Annotated in this window: 14 protein-coding genes; 6 read left to right on the top strand and 8 right to left on the bottom strand. The window is 44.2% G+C overall.

Annotation, left to right across the window (positions count from 1 at the left end; translation table 11 throughout):
* Position 1: 1 nt before the first annotated feature.
* The 6 genes from DUN60_RS07270 to DUN60_RS07245 form a co-directional block, all read right to left on the bottom strand.
* Positions 2 to 1,543, bottom strand: coding sequence for an alanine/glycine:cation symporter family protein (locus DUN60_RS07270; protein ID WP_054547673.1), 1,542 nt, complete (start codon positions 1,541 to 1,543; stop codon positions 2 to 4).
* A 555-nt stretch (positions 1,544 to 2,098) separates the two neighbouring features.
* Positions 2,099 to 3,253, bottom strand: a complete 1,155-nt coding sequence (locus tag DUN60_RS07265) for an ABC transporter permease (protein ID WP_114633615.1) — start codon at positions 3,251 to 3,253, stop codon at positions 2,099 to 2,101.
* On the bottom strand, positions 3,250 to 4,584 hold the full coding sequence (locus DUN60_RS07260; protein ID WP_114633614.1) for an ABC transporter permease: 1,335 nt from the start codon (positions 4,582 to 4,584) through the stop codon (positions 3,250 to 3,252). The genes DUN60_RS07265 and DUN60_RS07260 overlap by 4 nt, the downstream gene beginning before the upstream one ends.
* A gap of 7 nt (positions 4,585 to 4,591) precedes the next feature.
* Positions 4,592 to 5,566, bottom strand: a complete 975-nt coding sequence (locus DUN60_RS07255) for an HlyD family secretion protein (RefSeq protein ID WP_114633613.1) — start codon at positions 5,564 to 5,566, stop codon at positions 4,592 to 4,594.
* A 3-nt stretch (positions 5,567 to 5,569) separates the two neighbouring features.
* Complete coding sequence (locus DUN60_RS07250) at positions 5,570 to 7,006, bottom strand: TolC family protein (RefSeq protein WP_114633612.1); 1,437 nt, start codon at positions 7,004 to 7,006, stop codon at positions 5,570 to 5,572.
* Positions 7,007 to 7,219: 213 nt separating this feature from the next.
* Entirely contained in the window at positions 7,220 to 7,447 is a 228-nt protein-coding gene (locus DUN60_RS07245) for a hypothetical protein (protein ID WP_009846577.1), read from the bottom strand.
* A gap of 627 nt (positions 7,448 to 8,074) precedes the next feature.
* Between DUN60_RS07245 and DUN60_RS07240 the strand changes: the two genes are divergently transcribed.
* The 5 genes from DUN60_RS07240 to gnd all read left to right on the top strand — a co-directional run bounded on the left by DUN60_RS07240 (position 8,075) and on the right by gnd (position 14,623).
* A complete protein-coding gene (locus DUN60_RS07240) occupies positions 8,075 to 9,727 on the top strand; it encodes an ATP-binding protein (RefSeq protein WP_114633611.1) in 1,653 nt (550 codons plus the stop codon).
* Between the two features lie 69 nt (positions 9,728 to 9,796).
* Complete coding sequence (locus tag DUN60_RS07235; RefSeq protein WP_004733584.1) at positions 9,797 to 10,492, top strand: response regulator; 696 nt, start codon at positions 9,797 to 9,799, stop codon at positions 10,490 to 10,492.
* Positions 10,493 to 10,929: 437 nt separating this feature from the next.
* Complete coding sequence (gene zwf, locus DUN60_RS07230) at positions 10,930 to 12,432, top strand: glucose-6-phosphate dehydrogenase (RefSeq protein ID WP_054542147.1); 1,503 nt, start codon at positions 10,930 to 10,932, stop codon at positions 12,430 to 12,432.
* A complete protein-coding gene (gene pgl, locus DUN60_RS07225) occupies positions 12,429 to 13,145 on the top strand; it encodes a 6-phosphogluconolactonase (protein ID WP_012603788.1) in 717 nt (238 codons plus the stop codon). The genes zwf and pgl overlap by 4 nt, the downstream gene beginning before the upstream one ends.
* Positions 13,146 to 13,174: 29 nt before the next feature.
* Positions 13,175 to 14,623, top strand: a complete 1,449-nt coding sequence (gnd, locus tag DUN60_RS07220; protein WP_114633609.1) for a decarboxylating NADP(+)-dependent phosphogluconate dehydrogenase — start codon at positions 13,175 to 13,177, stop codon at positions 14,621 to 14,623.
* A gap of 135 nt (positions 14,624 to 14,758) precedes the next feature.
* On the opposite strand, the gene DUN60_RS07215 is transcribed toward gnd, so the two are convergent.
* Entirely contained in the window at positions 14,759 to 15,919 is a 1,161-nt protein-coding gene (locus DUN60_RS07215; RefSeq protein WP_114633608.1) for an HD-GYP domain-containing protein, read from the bottom strand.
* A 425-nt stretch (positions 15,920 to 16,344) separates the two neighbouring features.
* Between DUN60_RS07215 and DUN60_RS07210 the strand changes: the two genes are divergently transcribed.
* Positions 16,345 to 16,758: a VF530 family protein gene (locus DUN60_RS07210; protein ID WP_054547682.1), complete on the top strand. Its 414-nt coding sequence runs from the start codon at positions 16,345 to 16,347 to the stop codon at positions 16,756 to 16,758.
* Positions 16,759 to 16,891: 133 nt separating this feature from the next.
* On the opposite strand, the gene DUN60_RS07205 is transcribed toward DUN60_RS07210, so the two are convergent.
* The gene (locus DUN60_RS07205; protein WP_004733590.1) at positions 16,892 to 17,083 is read right to left on the bottom strand and encodes a hypothetical protein; all 192 of its coding nucleotides are present in this window, start codon (positions 17,081 to 17,083) and stop codon (positions 16,892 to 16,894) included.
* Positions 17,084 to 17,198: the final 115 nt, after the last annotated feature.

The raw sequence follows: 17,198 nt of genomic DNA, 5'->3' as shown, positions 1-17,198 counted from the left end.
GTTATTTATCGTAAGTTTTGATTTCACCTGATTTCACACGAGCAACAAATGATTGCAGTTCTTTCTTCACAACAGGCATTAGGAAGTACAGGCCAAGAATGTTGAAGATAGACATCGCAAAGATGGCTGCATCAGAGAAGTCGATTACCGCGCCAAACTGAATCGTCGCACCAATAACAACAAACACACAGAACATCACTTTGAAAATCAGTTCCGTTGTTTTGCCTTCACCAAATAGGTAAGTCCAAGCCTTAAGACCGTAGTACGACCAAGAAATCATCGTCGAGAACGCAAACATGATTACCGCGAGAGCAAGTGTGTATTTGAACACTTCTGCAGTTTCAGTAAACGATGCAGCAGTAAGCGTTACGCCCGTTAAACCTGTTCCATCATATGGACCTACGTTTAAGCCAGCGATAGTGATTACCAATGCCGTCATTGTACAAATGATTACCGTATCAACGAATGGTTCTAGTAGTGATACAAGACCTTCAGTGATTGGTTCTTTTGTTTTTACTGCTGAGTGAGCAATTGCTGCTGAACCTACACCTGCTTCATTTGAGAATGTTGCACGTTTTAGACCTTGGATTAGGGCACCAATGAATCCACCAACCACACCTTCACCGGTAAATGCACCTGTAAAGATTGCGCTGAACGCAGGGCCAACTTGATCAAGATTAGAACCGATAACAATCAGAGCCATACCGATATACAGAGCAGCCATCCAAGGAACAACTTTTTCCGTTACCGATGCGATAGAAGGCATACCACCAACAATCACAGAGAAAACTAAAGCAGCGAGTACAAGGCCAGTGATCACACCGTATTCACTCGGTACATCGAATGCGTAAGTTAACATGGCATGTGCTTGGTTAGCTTGGAACATGTTACCGCCGCCCAACGCACCTAAAATACACATTAACGCAAAACCAATTGCAAGGGCTTTACCTAGTCCACCGAGTCCTCTTTCGCTTAGGCCTTGGCTTAGGTAGTACATTGGACCACCTGAAACAACACCGGAAGGTAGAATAGTTCGGTATTTCACACCTAAGGTACATTCACAGAACTTAGACGCCATACCCAGAAGACCACACAAGATCATCCAGAATGTCGCGCCAGGGCCACCAATCGCGAGTGCAGCACCCACACCGGCAATATTACCAAGCCCAACAGTTCCTGAAAGCGCGGTTGTTAACGCTTGAAAGTGAGAAACTTCCCCTTCGTGTTTGGAGTTAGGGTCTGTGTACTTACCTTTAATAATGTCTATTGCCATCCCGACACGTTTAAATTGAACAAAGCCAAAGTAAACAGTAAAGATGATCGCAGCGAGCAATAGCCAGCCAACAATAATCGGGAAGTTTGCTTCACCAAGTGGAACACTTTTAAATATTAATCCAACGAACCAACCTGTGTAGTCATTGAAAAAACCATCAACACTTTGGCTCAAGTTACTGATACTTTGACTAAATGATCCTTCTTCTGCAAATGCACTGGAACTAAACAATAATATAAACCCAAAAAATAATTCACGTAAGTTTTTCATGGTTTTCCCTGTCTTTTTATTAAATTATGTTTGCTGCTGTTGTGTTTGTTTTTTATTTGATTTTTTACATCTCAGTGATTTATCTACTTCATTCAACGGCAACATAAACGGCTGTAGCTAGGTCGAAAAACGAAATAAATATAAGTACTGATCTTGCTTTGTATGGATATCCTTTTGGTATGTGAACTAATAAGACTATGGTATTCGGCCTACCAAGCCCTACTGATAATCCTATACATAAAAATAATACCCTCAAAGAAATTTTTACAATAAATTTACAATTGTTCGGGTTTTGTCATTGTTTTGGAATAAGTCGGTGCTTTTTAGGTTGCAAAAGGCATATGCAGTAGCTGTTATAGCGACGGGCTAAGGTGAATTATAGTGGGGGGATCACAGGGAAGTCGGCGAGTTTGAATATTCGATATGTGCTTGTGAAGTGTTTAAACAATTGATGGCTGAAGATGGAATCAGGCCAGAGGGTATTAAAAAGGCCCTTTATCAGAGCCTTTTTAATGGTTTACGATGAACATGAGGCTTAGCGTTTAGAGACTAGCGCTACACGGATCCAGTGATACGTTTACTCGACTTGTGGTAAAGCTTAAGTGCTAATAACGAACCCCATAAAGCGACTTGTCCCCATAGCAATGTCCATTGAGACGCCACTTCTTGCCAAGATGCACCCATCTGATTAAGCGCTAAGAAACCTTGGATAGCTGGTGTGCTTGGGAATAACTGTGACAGCAGTACTAACCATTCAGGCATCATTTCAACAGGCCAGATAAAACCTGAAGAGAAGATCAGCGGCATTGAACTGATTAACACCACAACCGTGACTAATTCTCTTCTTGGCACTAGCTCACCAATAAAAATCCCGATCAAACAACTGGCCAATAAGAAGGGTAGCAGTAAAGTCAAAATCTGTGTCGTTGAGGCGAGCAAATTTATTCCATACATCGAAAAGCTCGCGCCGAAATAGTACATCGACAACAAGTAATAAATGCCGACTAAGGTACAACAACGAGCAAGCATTAGTTTTGCCGGAGAGGTCTTACTCCAATAGCCAAACGTAGATTGAGCGTTTTGGGTTGCCCCAACTAAACCAGAAGCCATGGCTAAGGTTTGTTGCAGGATCAACACAAAGACGGCTGGAACCACGTAATCGATATATCCCATGCGGCTATTGAACGTTGGTTTTAGGTTCAAGCTAAACGCGCTGTAGCCTTTGGCTGCGGATTCTAAAGGCACTCCTTCTACTAACAAGTGACTGACCTTAACTTGTGCAGCTAACGTGCCACCTGCCTTGGCAAGCCCTTCAACAATGGTTCCATACACTAAGAAGTAAGAAGCATCGCCGGCGTAAGAAAGCGTCGGGCTCTTACCGAGCAGCAGGTCTTTATAGAAATCTTCTGGAATGACGAGGAACCCACCGATCTCTTGGTTAAGTACGGCTTGTTTTGCATCTGCGATGCTGGAGTCTCGACGTACCAATTCGATTTGAGAGGTGGCATCCACCATTCGTTCTAATTGGTAGCTGCTTTGACTCTTGTCCAAGTTTACTACCGAGGCTCTAAGCTGCTGAGGAACTTGGTGCGCGTAAGGCAATGGATACAAGAATGAATAGAAGACCACACCACCAAATACCGTAAGAAGTACAACAGGGTTACGCAGTACCGCTAAGAGTTCTTGCTTGAGCAGTTGAGTAAAGCTCATCGTTTTACTCCTTGTGGTGCTGATTGTTCAGATTTCTCTTGCTGTGTTGAAGGTGTTGAAGGTGTTGCTTTTGCAGATAGGGCTGCTTGGGCTGTTAGATCCGTTTGTGCAGACAGATTCGATTGCGCCAAGTGTTTCTTAATCAACAACATCACCACGAAAGCAGGAATCGCATACCAAAACATTGAGGAGAGGCTGATAAGCGACTGTGCCGCGCTCGCGCCATAACTTGATTGTGCTGTTTGTACTTCGATGTAGTGACTCACGGGCAATAAGCTTCTCCAGATTTGCGCTGCTGTGTTCATGTCGGTTACTGGAAAGGTAATCCCCATGAACGCAAAGCTTGGTGCTGTAAAGGCGCCAGCGAAACTCATCGCCCTTGCAGGATCAAGCGTTAAGAAGAAAAATAAACAACCCATGATGATACAACTGATGACGGTAAGCAGTTGGGCGACAGTCAGTGCCACAAAACTGCCGTTAAACGGCCAGTCTAAGAGGACATAGAACCAAAAGCTAAACGCGATACCAAACATCAAAAACAAGACAAGGTAGGGCGCTAGTGTTGATGTTAGTGATTTCATCGGGGCGTTGGATAACCAAGCATGAAGACCACGTGCTCTAACGTTCGCCGTCAAAACCAATATCGTGCCCACCACAATCATGATCTGCCATAGTGCAGGAATAACCGCAGACACCAAGAACTGAGCATAACTGGTGTTCTTGTTGAACAATGGCGTGATCTGGCTTTGCACTGTTACTGCTTGGCCTAATGCGGATTGCACCGTGGTATCACCGTGTGATAACTGCTTAACGACCTCAAGTTGCGCGTTAAAAGTCCCCTGAGCCTGCAACAACGCCGAATTCACTAGCTTACCTATCAAGATAAATTGGCTGTTGTAGAACACAGACACTTGCGGATTCAAACCGAGCAGAAGGTCTCGGTCAAAATGCCTTGGTATCACAACATAACCGTAGATATCACGTTCAATCATCGCTTTCGCCGCTTCACTCGCTGAGCTGTATTTCTGAGTGACTTGCAGCGTTGGTGATGCATCAACAAGACGTGTGAACTGTTGCGAAATTTGGCTGTGTTCCAAGTCAACAACCGCAACCGGTAAGTCTCGAGCGATCCCTTGTGAAAAAATCAGCCAAATACTAGCAGCAAGCAGCAAAGGGATCCAAGTTAGGCAAGACAACAACCATTTGTCTTTGCGGACAATCGCCCACTGCCTAAGCAAGGTATTCTTCGCTCTATGATGCTCAGTTGATTGCGAGCCTCTAGATTGTGAGCCTTTAGATTGCGAACCTGTAGATCGATAGTTAGCAGACATACGTCACCTAAAGCTCAACCACAAGGCTCATGCCCATACGCAGTGTTTCGCTAGTATTAACAGGGTGCGCTTCTACTTCAAAAGTACGTAAGTCGAAGCCTTGTGCTGCGTCTGTTGAACGCCAAGTCGCGAAATCACCCATTACGGCAATGTGAGTTACTTGGAAAGTTAATGATTTATCCAGAGCCGGTAGATACGCCTCAAACTGGCTGCCTTTCTCGAAATGCTTAAGCATATCTTCACGCACATTAAGTACTGCCCATGCATCCTTGGTGTCGATAACAGTCACAACAGGGAAACCTTGTGGTGCGAGCTCACCGCTGCTCAATAGCACCTGAGACACTTCGCCATTAAACCAACTGTGGATCTGCGTGTCTTTTGCGTAAGCTTCAACTTCCGCCACCGCACCTGCCGCCATTAACGCTTTTTGAGCTGCCGCGACTTTGGTTTCGTCACGCGCACCTTCTCGCGCTAACTGGTACATTTGGAACGCAGCGCTTTCGGTGTACTTCGCCGCTTGCCATTGAGTTTTGGCTTCATCACGCTTTTGCTCGGCAACCACACCATCGTTGTAAAGGTTGTTTACACGTTGATAAGTTTTGTCCATGAGATCGGCTGCTGCTTTTGCTTTCAACCACTGGTCTTTAGCAGCTTGGATCTGTTGAGTACGCGCGCCATTCTCTGCTTCTTGTGCTAATGCGCCAGCAGCTTTTTGACCGGCTTTGGCTTGTTCTAGCTTTGCGTCAATCTCAGGGCTAAGAAGAGAAAAGATCAATTCGCCTTTTTCAACCAAATCACCTTTACGCACGAATATTTCATCAATTCTGCCAGGTACTTTCGATGAGATACTGTATTGCTGAGCATCGATTTGACCTTGAAGCTTAACAGGTTGAGGTTGATAAGCTTGGTAAAAACTGTATCCGACCCAGCCAATAACGCCGATACCAACTAAAGACAGAAGAAGGGGCTTAATAGGTTTCATGAATTATCCTTTTGACTGGCTATCGGTGTCTGCTTTTAAGTCGAAATCAGACGGAACAGAAGAGGTTAAGTAACTCGAGTAAGCATTCATTTCGCTGGTTAGCGCTAATAGCTTGTTCAGAGAGATTAGGTATTTGAATCGCGCAGCAGATTGCTGGGTTTTGATGCTCGCAAAGTAGAGCTCTGCATCAACCACTTCTAGCGAGTTCGAGAGTCCTTGAGTGAAGGCTTTTTTACGGAGCAATAGGTTTTCTTGAGCCAAAGCCAAGCTTGAGTTTAGGCCTTGAACCTCTTCAATTGCTTGGTTTGCTTCAAGGTAAGTCTTCTGTACCAACACGGTTAAGTCTTGCTTAGCTTGCGACTTCAGGAATTGAACCTGCGAGACAGCACTGTGAGCGGCGGCTACTTTGTCTGAACGGCCAGAAGTGTCAAGTAGCGGCACATTCACACCAATGCCAACTAACCAATCGGGTTTCATTTCGCTGGCGAGAGAGTCATCTTCATACAGGCTGTAGTCACCATAAAGGTATACCTCTGGGTAGTATTTACCTTTCTCAGCTTTAATTAAGCTGCTTGCTTGTTTCTCTTTTGCATCAAGAATCTTAAGGCCGGGGTAGGTCATGAGTGTTTGGTCAATGAACACATCCATGTGAGGCAGGCTCTTATTGATAAACAGTTGCTCTGAGGGTTCTACACTTTGGCTCTGACCAAGGATTTGAGTCAGCGCTAATTGAGCAATCTTAAGATCGTTTTGAGCTTTAGTTCTCTCGACAACGGCTTTATCTAAAGAGGCATCCGCCTGCAGGCGTTCTACTCGTGCAATTTGCCCTTGCTGTTCAAGCTTGATAGCGAAATCACGGTGTTGAGTTAATCCTGCTTCAACGGCTTGACGTGTTTTGACTACATCTTCCGCTAAGATCACCGAGAAGTAATATTTACTTAAGTCTTCGTAGCGAGCTTGTCTTTCCATCAACAACTGGCTTTGCGCTTCTTCGCTTTTACCTTCGGCAGCAGTTTGCGCAGCGGTAATTCGTCCGCCGGTAAAGATAGGCCAAATAGCACGGATGGAAGAGCTGAAAATGTCTTGTTCAGTGATAGTCGAAGTAACACCACCTAATTGAGCTAAGAAGGGAGCAAATCCTGGTTTTACTCCACTTAAGCTATCGCCGAATTGCTCGCCATTAATCGTCACGTCACTATCAAGGTGCGTGTAGTTAGCCCCTAAGGTGATTGAAGGCAAGTTGAGGCTACTTGTTGAGTTCTGAAGGTGCTGATAACGCTCAACATTCGCTTGTTGAGCGGCAAGGGAGTTATTGTTCTCTTGTAATATTTGCCACGCTTCAGAAAAAGTGAGCGGGGTAGCATAGCCTGGCGAAGTCATGGTGCCGAGAAGCATACTAGCGATCGCAAGGTAACGGAATTTTGGTTTGGTCATCTGCATTAAATACCAAATTAGAGTATTAACTCTAATGTTAACAGGGTGATAGTCATTTGTCTTGAGTTGATTGTCTCATATGATTAGAAACACGCATAACTCGTTAAGTTAATGTAATAAAATACGTGATGTGAATAACAAAGATCACTGAAACGAAAAGAGCACGACAAAGCGTGCTCTTTTCGTTCAGTATAGAGGTGTTTTACAAAATGAAGTGGCTTATTTAAAGCTAGGACAATGGTGATCGGCGCGCCACACCAATTGTCTTGAGCCTTGCATTGTTTGTAATAAATCTCTGCCCGACATTTGCGGGAACGCTAACAATACCTTGAGATCGAGAGGGGAGGTACCGTCTTTCTCATAGGCTCTTACGTGAGTAAAAGTTGATTGCAAGTGTTTGAACAGCATGGTCTTAGTAAGACAAATTCCAAAATTATCGCGTTTCATTGCCTGGTTTCCTTTTCAACAATGTTTATACGTTATGTTTTTAATCCTGTTTCTATTGGACGTTGCCACTGGTTGCCACTGATCGATACTTCCTGCTCATCAATGTTTTATTATTGGGCGCTGCTTTATCAGGCACCTCTGAGTTGTCATGCTGGCCTATAGTGTGAATAGAGATGTATGAATGAGGTTAGGTTGATAACCTGTTTGTTCAACAATCCTAGCGGCGAGCGTGCAACGTTTCGTTATAGATACGTCCAGTGAGCGAAGAGTTGTTGTCTTTTTGTTAACCGAAATTTCGATTTAAAACTGAGTCTGAAAATCATGACTTATGGCTTGGCAACAATAAACTTCTTCATATGCAACCATTATAATTGTATTTATTTTAAACAACCTAAAAAACACCTAAAAGCTTAGTGATCTAGCTCAATATTTATTCGTTTATTTTGATTTTCAAGTTAATCCGTTCTAAAAGCGAACGATTGATCGAGGTGAATAACGTAAAGGATTATCAATTAATAATCTGCTCAATTATTTAGTTGAGTAACTGTCACAAATTCACGTACGTCGAAAGGTCATCTAATTAACTTGGTGTTAACATTGCTCATCTAACACTAGGGACGGTGGAATATGAAATGGAGTAGTATCAGCTTCCGTAAAAGGCTGCTGATTATCATGACGGTCACTGGTCTTGTTGAACTTTTGATACTTTCAGCGGCTGGTTTTTATTATATCAAACAATCTCAAGAGCAAGAGATGGGTTTGAAAGCGTTAGGTGTTGCTGAATTTCTGTCTGAATCGCCACTTGTCACCAGCATTATTCAAGAAAATGGAACGATGGGCCCTAATGGCGTTCCCTACGTTCTGTCTGAAGAAACTCAAGTTAAATTTCGAAACCTTACCCAGCTCATTGGCGCGGCGTTTATCGTTGTGGGAGATGATAAAGGTATCCGCCTGATTCACCCTTATGATGACAGGCTTGGTAAACCAATGCGCGGTGGTGATAACCAAAAAGCATTGGTGTTGGGTGAATCTTATGTGTCGACGGCCAAAGGATCACTTGGCTTCTCTGTCCGTGGGAAATCCGCGGTTAAAGACCCACAAGGCACTGTCATTGGCGTGGTGTCGGTTGGCTATTTGTTGGACTCGTTACAAGACCGAATCGAACCTTATTTAGCCTTTTTGATTGTGATGGCGTTGTTGGTGGTTGCGGTCAACGCTTTGATTTCAAGCTATGTGTCTCGTCGCTTTCAACGCGCTATTTTAGGCTTTGAACCCGAAGAGATCGGCCGACTGTATGTCGAGTTAGATGTGACTATGAGTACCGTGAAAGAAGGTATTTTGAGCATTGATAAGAACGGTATTTTGCGCTCAATAAACAAAAGCGCTTGCGATATTTTGTCTATAGACCGAGATAAAGCACTCAATCAGCAACGTCTATCAGATGTGTTGGTGGGCAGTGACTTAGAGCAGCTGTTATCAACGGGTGATACTGATCATGATGTTGAATTGTACCTGAACAATAAGCGAATCATTGCCAACCGCAGCCCAATTATAGTGGCGGGTGAAGTGGTTGGTGCGGTGTCGAGTTTCCGATTACGAGATGAGATTAACGATTTAACCGATCAGCTTTCTCAAACTAAAGAGTATGCAGACTTACTTCGTTCGCAAACGCATGAACATCAAAACAAGCTCAATACGATCAGTGGCTTGATTCAAATGGGCGAGCTGGACTCTGTTCAACAATTGATTGGTCAAGAAACCGCTCATTACCAGAGCTTAATTGAATTCTTAAGAGAGACGGTGAAAGACCCTCTTATTGCAGGCATGCTTTTAGGCAAAACAGAACGAGCTCGAGAGATTGGGTTAGAGCTTAAAGTCGAAGAGGGATCAAGGCTTGAGGCATTACCCGCTTGGTTAAACGCAGAGGATGTCGTGACGATTCTTGGCAACCTGATAGATAACGCGTTTGATGCCACTATGACGGCTATTAAGCAAGAGGGTCAAATTACTCCAGCGCGTCGAGTTATTGAAGTTTCAATCAGTGATTTTGGTAATGAAATTATCGTAGAAGTAGAAGACAAAGGGTGTGGTTTGCCGAAAGACTTGGCGACGAAAGCACTCACCGAAAAAGGCGTATCAAGCAAAGCGAAACAGAATCGCGGCGTCGGTTTGTATTTAATAAAGCAACTGGCAGACCGATATCAAGGACAGCTTGAAATGGTCGACAACCACGATTTTGGTACGCGAATGACGGTTTATCTGCCAAAAGAAGCACAATAATAATTAAGCGCGAAGTGATCGAGTGAAGATCATCGTGACGGAAAAAGCATGGTTAAAGGAAGAACATAAATGAGCGCAATCACGAGAGTCATGGTCATTGAAGATGATATTGCGATTGCAGAGCTACACCATCGTTATTTAGAACAGATGGGTGGCTTTGATGTGGTGGGGATTGCGACCACGCAGTCTGAAGCGTTAATGCAATTAGACATATTAAAGCCTGACTTGGTTTTGTTGGATGTGTATCTGCCGGATGGATGCGGGCTTGATATTTTGAACCACGTTCGTGGTAGTAATCAGGGTTGTGATGTGATTTTGATTACTGCTGCGCGAGACGTCGATACCTTGCAACAGGCAATGCGCGGTGGAGTCGTGGACTATCTGCTGAAACCTGTGATGTTTCCTCGCTTAGAAGCGGCGCTGAAAAAATATCAATCGCAGCTGCAAGAGTTTGAAAGTGTGTCTGATTTGAACCAAGGTTTGGTCGATAAGATGCTGCAAGCCAACGCGAAAGCGGACTCAGGAAAAGTGTCAACATTACCCAAAGGAATTGATGGCGTAACGCTTGATAAAATTAGAGCCATTTTTCAACAAGCCGACATTGCTGATATTACAGCAGATGAAGCAGGTGAACGGATTGGAGCGAGTCGAACCACCGCTCGACGCTATTTGGAATTTCTAATCACGACTGGCGAGTTAGTGGCTGACTTAAATTACGGGTCAGTAGGCCGCCCAGAACGCTGCTACAACAAAGCTAGAAGATAGATTTAGCGACAACAAGTCACAAAGACAAACGCGATGCTGTCAAATAAATATAAAGCCAGTTGAATAGGCTGGTTTTGCCTTTCTCTCCATTTCCTATTATTCACTCCACCGACCAGATACCGTTCTTTCTTGACTACAATGTTTGAGAATACCGATTTGCTTCACTCTCGGGCTCGGCTAACTGAGCTATCGATTAGAATTTGTTCGAAATGAGTCAATATTTAATCGATTGCTTTCACAGTGGTTGATGTAAATCAAATACTCATAGACAATACTGTCCCGAATAGAGGTGATAGCTTTCACCCTCGTTTACCAAACGCATTCTCAAGTGTAATAGGCACTCGCTATTGATTTAATAGCCAAGACCTATTATCTATTTTCGTATGTCGCTGATACCTTTGGCGAATACTAAAAACCTTGTTTTTATAGGAAAGATGATGGTAATACCTGAAAACAGCAGCATCGTTATTTTTGGTGCATCGGGAGATCTAACTTACCGCAAGTTAATTCCTGCTTTGTACCACCTGTATGCTAGCAATCAACTACCAAAATCCTTTGCGATTCTTGGAGTGAGCCGTACTGAGTACAGCGATGAGTCTTACCGTGAGAAGCTGAAGAAGTCTCTTCAGGAAATGGAAAAAACTGAGCCAGAGACGCTGAATGCATTTATTGAACATTTGCATTATCAAGCGATCAACACTTCAGATGTAGACGACTACGCTCGTTTAGCACAACGTCTAGACAAGCTTGAGCAAGACTACCAATTCGAAAACCATAACACATTGTTCTACTTGGCAACCCCGCCAAGCCTATACGGTGTGATTCCAGCAAACCTTGCTGCGCATGGCCTGAACGATGAAAAGAACGGCTGGCGTCGTCTGATCATCGAGAAACCATTTGGTTACGACTTAGCATCAGCTCAAGCGTTAGATGAAGAGATCCATCATCACTTCCAAGAACACCAGATCTACCGAATCGACCATTATCTTGGTAAAGAGACGGTACAAAACCTTCTAGTGCTTCGTTTCTCAAACGCGATGTTTGAACCACTGTGGAACCGTAACTTTATTGAATACGTTGAAATCACAGGTGCTGAGTTCCTTGGCGTTGAAGAGCGTGGCGGGTACTACGACGGTTCTGGCGCAGTTCGTGACATGTTCCAAAACCACTTGCTACAAGTATTAGCAATGGTTGGCATGGAGCCACCAGCTCAAATCAATGCAGATTCTATTCGTGACGAAGTGGTTAAAGTGCTTCAGTGTCTGAAACCACTGGAAGAAGACGACTTACGTAAAGATTTAGTATTAGGTCAATACACAGCGTCAGACGTTCGTGGTCAGCATTTGCCTGGTTACCGTGAAGAGCCGGGTGTAGCAGATGACTCTCGTACTGAAACGTACATTGGTCTTAAAGCACACATCAACAACTGGCGTTGGAATGGGGTTCCTTTCTACGTACGTACGGGTAAACGCTTACCAACACGTGTGACTGAAATCGTGATTCACTTTAAGAACACGCCACACCCAGTGTTTGGTCAAGATGCACCAGAGAACAAACTGATTATCCGTATCCAACCGGATGAAGGTATTCAGATGAGCTTCGGTTTGAAAGAGCCAGGTGCAGGTTTCAAAGCAAAAGAAGTGAAAATGAACTTCTCTTACTCTGACTTGCCTGAAACTCAAATGCTAACGGCTTATGAGCGTCTTCTTCTTGATGCACTGAACGGTGATGCGACTCTGTTTGCACGTACCGATGCAGTAGAAGCGTGTTGGAAGTACGTTCAACCAATCTTAGACTTTAAACAAGACCCTCAAGCACTGTTTGGCTATGCTTGTGGTACTTGGGGCCCGCAAGAAGCGGATGAGCTTCTGCAACGTGATGGCCGCGCATGGCGTTTCCCATGTAAAAACCTAACAGACACGGATTACTGCGAACTATGATCAACCACAAGATCTTTGCAACGCCAGAATTGGTCGTTGAAAACCTAGCAAATGAAATGAAAGCATACAGCGAGCAGGGCAAACCTGTTCACATTTCACTGTCTGGTGGCAGCACGCCAAAAATGCTTTTCAAGCTTTTAGCCCAAGCTCCATACGCGGAAGGTATTCAATGGAATAACCTTCACTTCTGGTGGGGCGACGAACGTTGCGTTGCACCAGACGATGCAGAAAGCAACTTCGGCGAAGCGAACGCGCTACTTTTCTCGAACGTGAACCTTCCGGCAGAGAACATCCACCGCATCCGTGGTGAAGATGAGCCTAAAGCAGAAGCAGAGCGTTTCGCAAAAGAGATGGCAGACGTGATTCCAACTGAAAACGGCACGCCTGTATTCGATTGGATTCTGCTCGGTGTTGGCGCAGACGGCCACACAGCTTCACTATTCCCGGGTGTAACTGACTACCAAGATGAGAACCTATCTGTATTAGCTTCTCACCCAGAGTCGGGTCAGATCCGTGTTTCTAAAACAGCGAAAGTTTTAGAAGCAGCAAAACGAATCAGCTACCTAGTGCTTGGCGCAGGTAAAGTCGAGATCGTTAAAGAAATTCATACAACTCCTGCTTCAGAACTGCCTTACCCGGCAGCGAAAATCCAGTCTAAAACTGGCGAAACAGAGTGGTTCCTAGATTCAAATGCAGCAAGTGCTATCGCATAAGTGCGAATAGCCGCAAGGAGATATAAATAATGAAAGGTGATATCGGTGTAATTGGCCTAGCAGTAATGGGTCAGAACCTTATCCTAAACATGAACGACCACGGCTTCAAAGTTGTGGCTCACAACCGTACTGCTGCGAAAGTAGACGAGTTCCTAGAAGGCCCAGCTAAAGGTACTAACATTGTTGGTGCTTACTCTCTAGAACAGCTAGTTGAGAAGCTAGAAGCGCCACGTAAAGTGATGCTTATGGTTCGTGCTGGTGACGTTGTAGATACGTTCATCGACAAGCTTGTACCACTTCTAGACAAAGGCGACATCATCATTGATGGTGGTAACACTAATTTCCCGGACACTAACCGTCGTGTTGCTGCTCTTCGTGAGAAAGGCATCCACTTCATCGGTACTGGTGTTTCTGGTGGTGAAGAAGGCGCTCGTTTCGGTCCTTCTATCATGCCAGGCGGTTCTCCTGAAGCTTGGGAAGCGGTTAAGCCTATCTTCCAAGGTATCTCTGCGAAAACTGACGCAGGTGAGCCTTGTTGTGATTGGGTTGGTAACGACGGTGCTGGTCACTTCGTTAAGATGGTTCACAATGGCATCGAATACGGTGACATGCAGCTTATCACTGAAGCATACCAGTTCATGAAAGATGGCCTAGGTATGAACCACGACGAAATGCAGGCTGTATTTGCTGACTGGAACAAAACTGAGTTAGACAGCTACCTAGTAGAAATCACTGCTGACATCCTTGGCTACAAAGATGAAGACGGTGAAGCGCTAGTTGAGAAAATCCTAGACACTGCTGGCCAAAAAGGTACAGGCAAATGGACTGGTATCAACGCACTAGACATGGGTATCCCACTGACTCTAATCACTGAGTCTGTATTCTCTCGTTGCCTATCTGCACTTAAAGATCAACGTGTTGAAGCTGAGAAACTGTTCGGTAAGACTGTTGCTCCAGTTGAAGGCGATAAGCAAGAGTGGGTTGATGCAATCCGTCAGGCTCTACTTGCTTCTAAGATCATCTCTTACGCTCAAGGTTTCATGCTAATGCGTGAAGCGTCGAACGAAAACGGCTGGGATCTAAACTACGGTAACGTTGCACTTATGTGGCGTGGCGGTTGTATCATCCGTTCTGCATTCCTAGGCAACATTCGTGATGCTTATGAAGCGAACCCAGAGATCGCATTCCTAGGTTCAGATGCATACTTCAAAGGCATCCTAGACAACTGCATGGGCGCTTGGCGTAAAGTTGCAGCTAAGTCTATGGAATCAGGCATCCCAATGCCATGTATGACTTCTGCACTAACGTTCCTAGACGGCTACACAACAGCTCGTCTTCCAGCGAACCTTCTACAAGCTCAACGTGACTACTTCGGTGCTCACACTTACGAGCGTACTGACCGTCCACGTGGTGAATTCTTCCACACAAACTGGACTGGTACAGGCGGCGACACTGCTTCTACAACTTACGACGTATAATCGTTAGTTAGAATCAGTAGAGAACAAATTTGTTCTTTCAGCTGCAAACTAGAAAACAAAAGGATGCCTCAGTGGCATCCTTTTTTGTTGGTTTACGTTCTCTTACTTAGGCTTGAATAACAAAGAAGCCATAGTTTAAGCTGTCATTAAGTGCGGCTGAGCATCGTCATTGTATTGCTCCCGAATTGCCATAAAGCCGTCTAGGTTCTGTTTAAGAGCCACAACACACTCTGGGTCGAACATTGAACCGTTCTGCATTTCAATGTATTCCATCACTTCATCGAGTGTCCACGCGTGCTTATAAGCTCTTTTGCTCATCAGCGCATCGAATACATCGGCTAATGTCACTATTCGAGCTTCGAGTGGTATCGCTGTGTTACTCAAAGCATCAGGTAATCCAGAGCCATCAAACCGTTCATGATGGTGGCGCACAATATTCTTAATGAATTGAATCTCTTCACTGCACATCGAGCTGTGGTGGGAAAGGGCAACCACGTCATCAATCATCTCTTCGCCATACAAGGTGTGATTGTTCATGATGTTTCTTTCTTCTTCGTTGAAACGCGCGCTACTGAATAGCACCTTATCTGGAATTCGATATTTTCCTATGTCGTGAAAGGGCGCATACAACCGTATTCGATGAATGAATTGGTGGGTGATTTCTCTTTTGGTGTGCGACAGAGTGCGAGCAATTTTTTCACTGTATTTACCCATACGAATTAGGTGTTCTTTGGTTTCTGGATCTCGAGCATGACCCATGTTTAAAGCTATCGCTAAAGAGGATTGAAAGTGACGTTGGCGCTCAAACCACTGAACGAAAAGGCTAGAGATGACTTGAGTGAGATAGGCGATATCACACTGAATAGTTTGGTTAGCAAAAAATCCTGTTGATGAAGCATTGATAAATACAAACCCAAGATTACTTTCTTGATGATGAATCGGTGTTGTATAACTGCTTTGATGACCGAGATCGAGCAGGTGAGATATTTGTTTGGTTGAGCTAATGGTGGTGAGGTCGTTGATGATCCGGGTATCTAAAGACTCAGCCATGCGCGACAAAGCCGATTCTGGCGTAAGTTCTTGCTCAACGTAGCGATGTTCGGCTTCTTGGCACAGAGTGTCCGAAACAAAGTAATTCGACGCTCTATTTTCGTTGCATAGCACAACCGAGAGCCTAGACAGAATGGGGTAATGTTCGCGAGCTAGCCGAAAGAGATCATCAACGATGGCGATAATGTCTTTATCTTGGGCGGCTACTCTGCTGATTTTTGAGTAGTCAAACATGGTCAAAGCCAACCTTTATTTATAATTATATCATTGTTTAATATCGTTATTTGTAGGTTTCTATACCACTTCTAACATAGCATCGTGCTGTTAATTAGCAATACTGCGTTCTAATAAATTTATAATTCATTACTTAAATTATGGATATTTCATGCTTCTATCATGGTTTTTGTTAACTTGAACGAATTTGGTCGAAATCTAAGAGAGGCAATAATCGGGAGTACATGGCGGTATTGCACGCGACATTAGGATAGTAAGTGACCATTTTAAAATTAAATTGAAAGATAAATAGGATAACGAGCATGCTTTATGCCATCATAAAGGCATAGATAAGGGCAATGGATGTAATGCCCAAATGATTGAGCTAGATATGGTCAGTGATGACGGTGTTCTAGAGTATATTCAAGGCCGTGAGCTGCCTTGGAAAAGGTAAAGATATGACTGAAGACGAAAGAATCGAACTGCAACAAAACAACCCACTGCACGGCTTAAAGCTAGATACTATGATCACTGAATTAGTGGATCATTACGGTTGGGAAATTTTGGATGCAGCAATGCGCATGAACTGCTTTAACACTAAGCCAACGGTGGCAAGTGCTGTTAAATATCTGAAGAAGACTGAATGGGCTCGTGAGAAGGTTGAAAACTTCTACCTTTACCGTTTCAAGCGTATGCCTAAAGCATCTGATATTGAATACCAAATGCCTCCGCGTTCACGTACGTTCCGCCACGGGTTAGAACCTCGTGAGCCAATGGAATTGACGGTTGAATCGATTCTAGCATCACAAGCTAAAGCAGCGTCTGCATTTAAAGAGCGCCGCGGCGGTAACGGTCGTAATTTTCGTCGCTAAGTAAGGCTATCGCTAATAGAAAAGCGTCGCTAGAAAAGCCGTTGAAATAGCCTAATCAGCTAAAGCGATAAGCATAAAATACAAAAGGAGCCTAAGCGCTCCTTTTTTAATGCGTGTCGCTTAATCGCTCGTCTTAAGCTTCGCGGTTCTTTCTTTGATTCTTCCAAAGGTCAACGACATAAACAATGGCGCTGATCAGCAAGAATAGCGCTGACACAGAAAACAGAGCGGGCATTTTTAAGATCCATGCGAATGTGGCAGCAAGAAAAGCGACAAAGCAAATGAGTCGACTTGATGACATGACATGACCGAGTTTAATGTTCATAACGCCTCCTAATGAAGTCTCACTTTCGACAGGAAAATTATCCCACCTTTGGTCAAATAAAGGCTAAAAAACAGTCTAAATTGTTATCAAATTTGCTAATTGAAGGACTCGCCTC

The organism is Vibrio splendidus, from assembly GCF_003345295.1.
Lineage (GTDB): Bacteria > Pseudomonadota > Gammaproteobacteria > Enterobacterales > Vibrionaceae > Vibrio > Vibrio splendidus_K.
This window is presented reverse-complemented; position numbering and strand designations above follow the sequence as displayed.

Excerpts from the sequence above, each read along its gene's own strand:
- DUN60_RS07270 (WP_054547673.1), bottom strand. The coding sequence starts at position 1,543 with ATGAAAAACTTACGTGAATTATTTTTTGGGTTTATATTATTGTTTAGT.
- DUN60_RS07265 (WP_114633615.1), bottom strand. The coding sequence starts at position 3,253 with ATGAGCTTTACTCAACTGCTCAAGCAAGAACTCTTAGCGGTACTGCGT.
- DUN60_RS07260 (WP_114633614.1), bottom strand. The coding sequence starts at position 4,584 with ATGTCTGCTAACTATCGATCTACAGGTTCGCAATCTAAAGGCTCACAA.
- DUN60_RS07255 (WP_114633613.1), bottom strand. The coding sequence starts at position 5,566 with ATGAAACCTATTAAGCCCCTTCTTCTGTCTTTAGTTGGTATCGGCGTT.
- DUN60_RS07250 (WP_114633612.1), bottom strand. The coding sequence starts at position 7,006 with ATGCAGATGACCAAACCAAAATTCCGTTACCTTGCGATCGCTAGTATG.
- DUN60_RS07245 (WP_009846577.1), bottom strand. The coding sequence starts at position 7,447 with ATGAAACGCGATAATTTTGGAATTTGTCTTACTAAGACCATGCTGTTC.
- DUN60_RS07240 (WP_114633611.1), top strand. The coding sequence starts at position 8,075 with ATGAAATGGAGTAGTATCAGCTTCCGTAAAAGGCTGCTGATTATCATG.
- DUN60_RS07235 (WP_004733584.1), top strand. The coding sequence starts at position 9,797 with ATGAGCGCAATCACGAGAGTCATGGTCATTGAAGATGATATTGCGATT.
- zwf (WP_054542147.1), top strand. The coding sequence starts at position 10,930 with ATGGTAATACCTGAAAACAGCAGCATCGTTATTTTTGGTGCATCGGGA.
- pgl (WP_012603788.1), top strand. The coding sequence starts at position 12,429 with ATGATCAACCACAAGATCTTTGCAACGCCAGAATTGGTCGTTGAAAAC.
- gnd (WP_114633609.1), top strand. The coding sequence starts at position 13,175 with ATGAAAGGTGATATCGGTGTAATTGGCCTAGCAGTAATGGGTCAGAAC.
- DUN60_RS07210 (WP_054547682.1), top strand. The coding sequence starts at position 16,345 with ATGACTGAAGACGAAAGAATCGAACTGCAACAAAACAACCCACTGCAC.
- DUN60_RS07205 (WP_004733590.1), bottom strand. The coding sequence starts at position 17,083 with ATGAACATTAAACTCGGTCATGTCATGTCATCAAGTCGACTCATTTGC.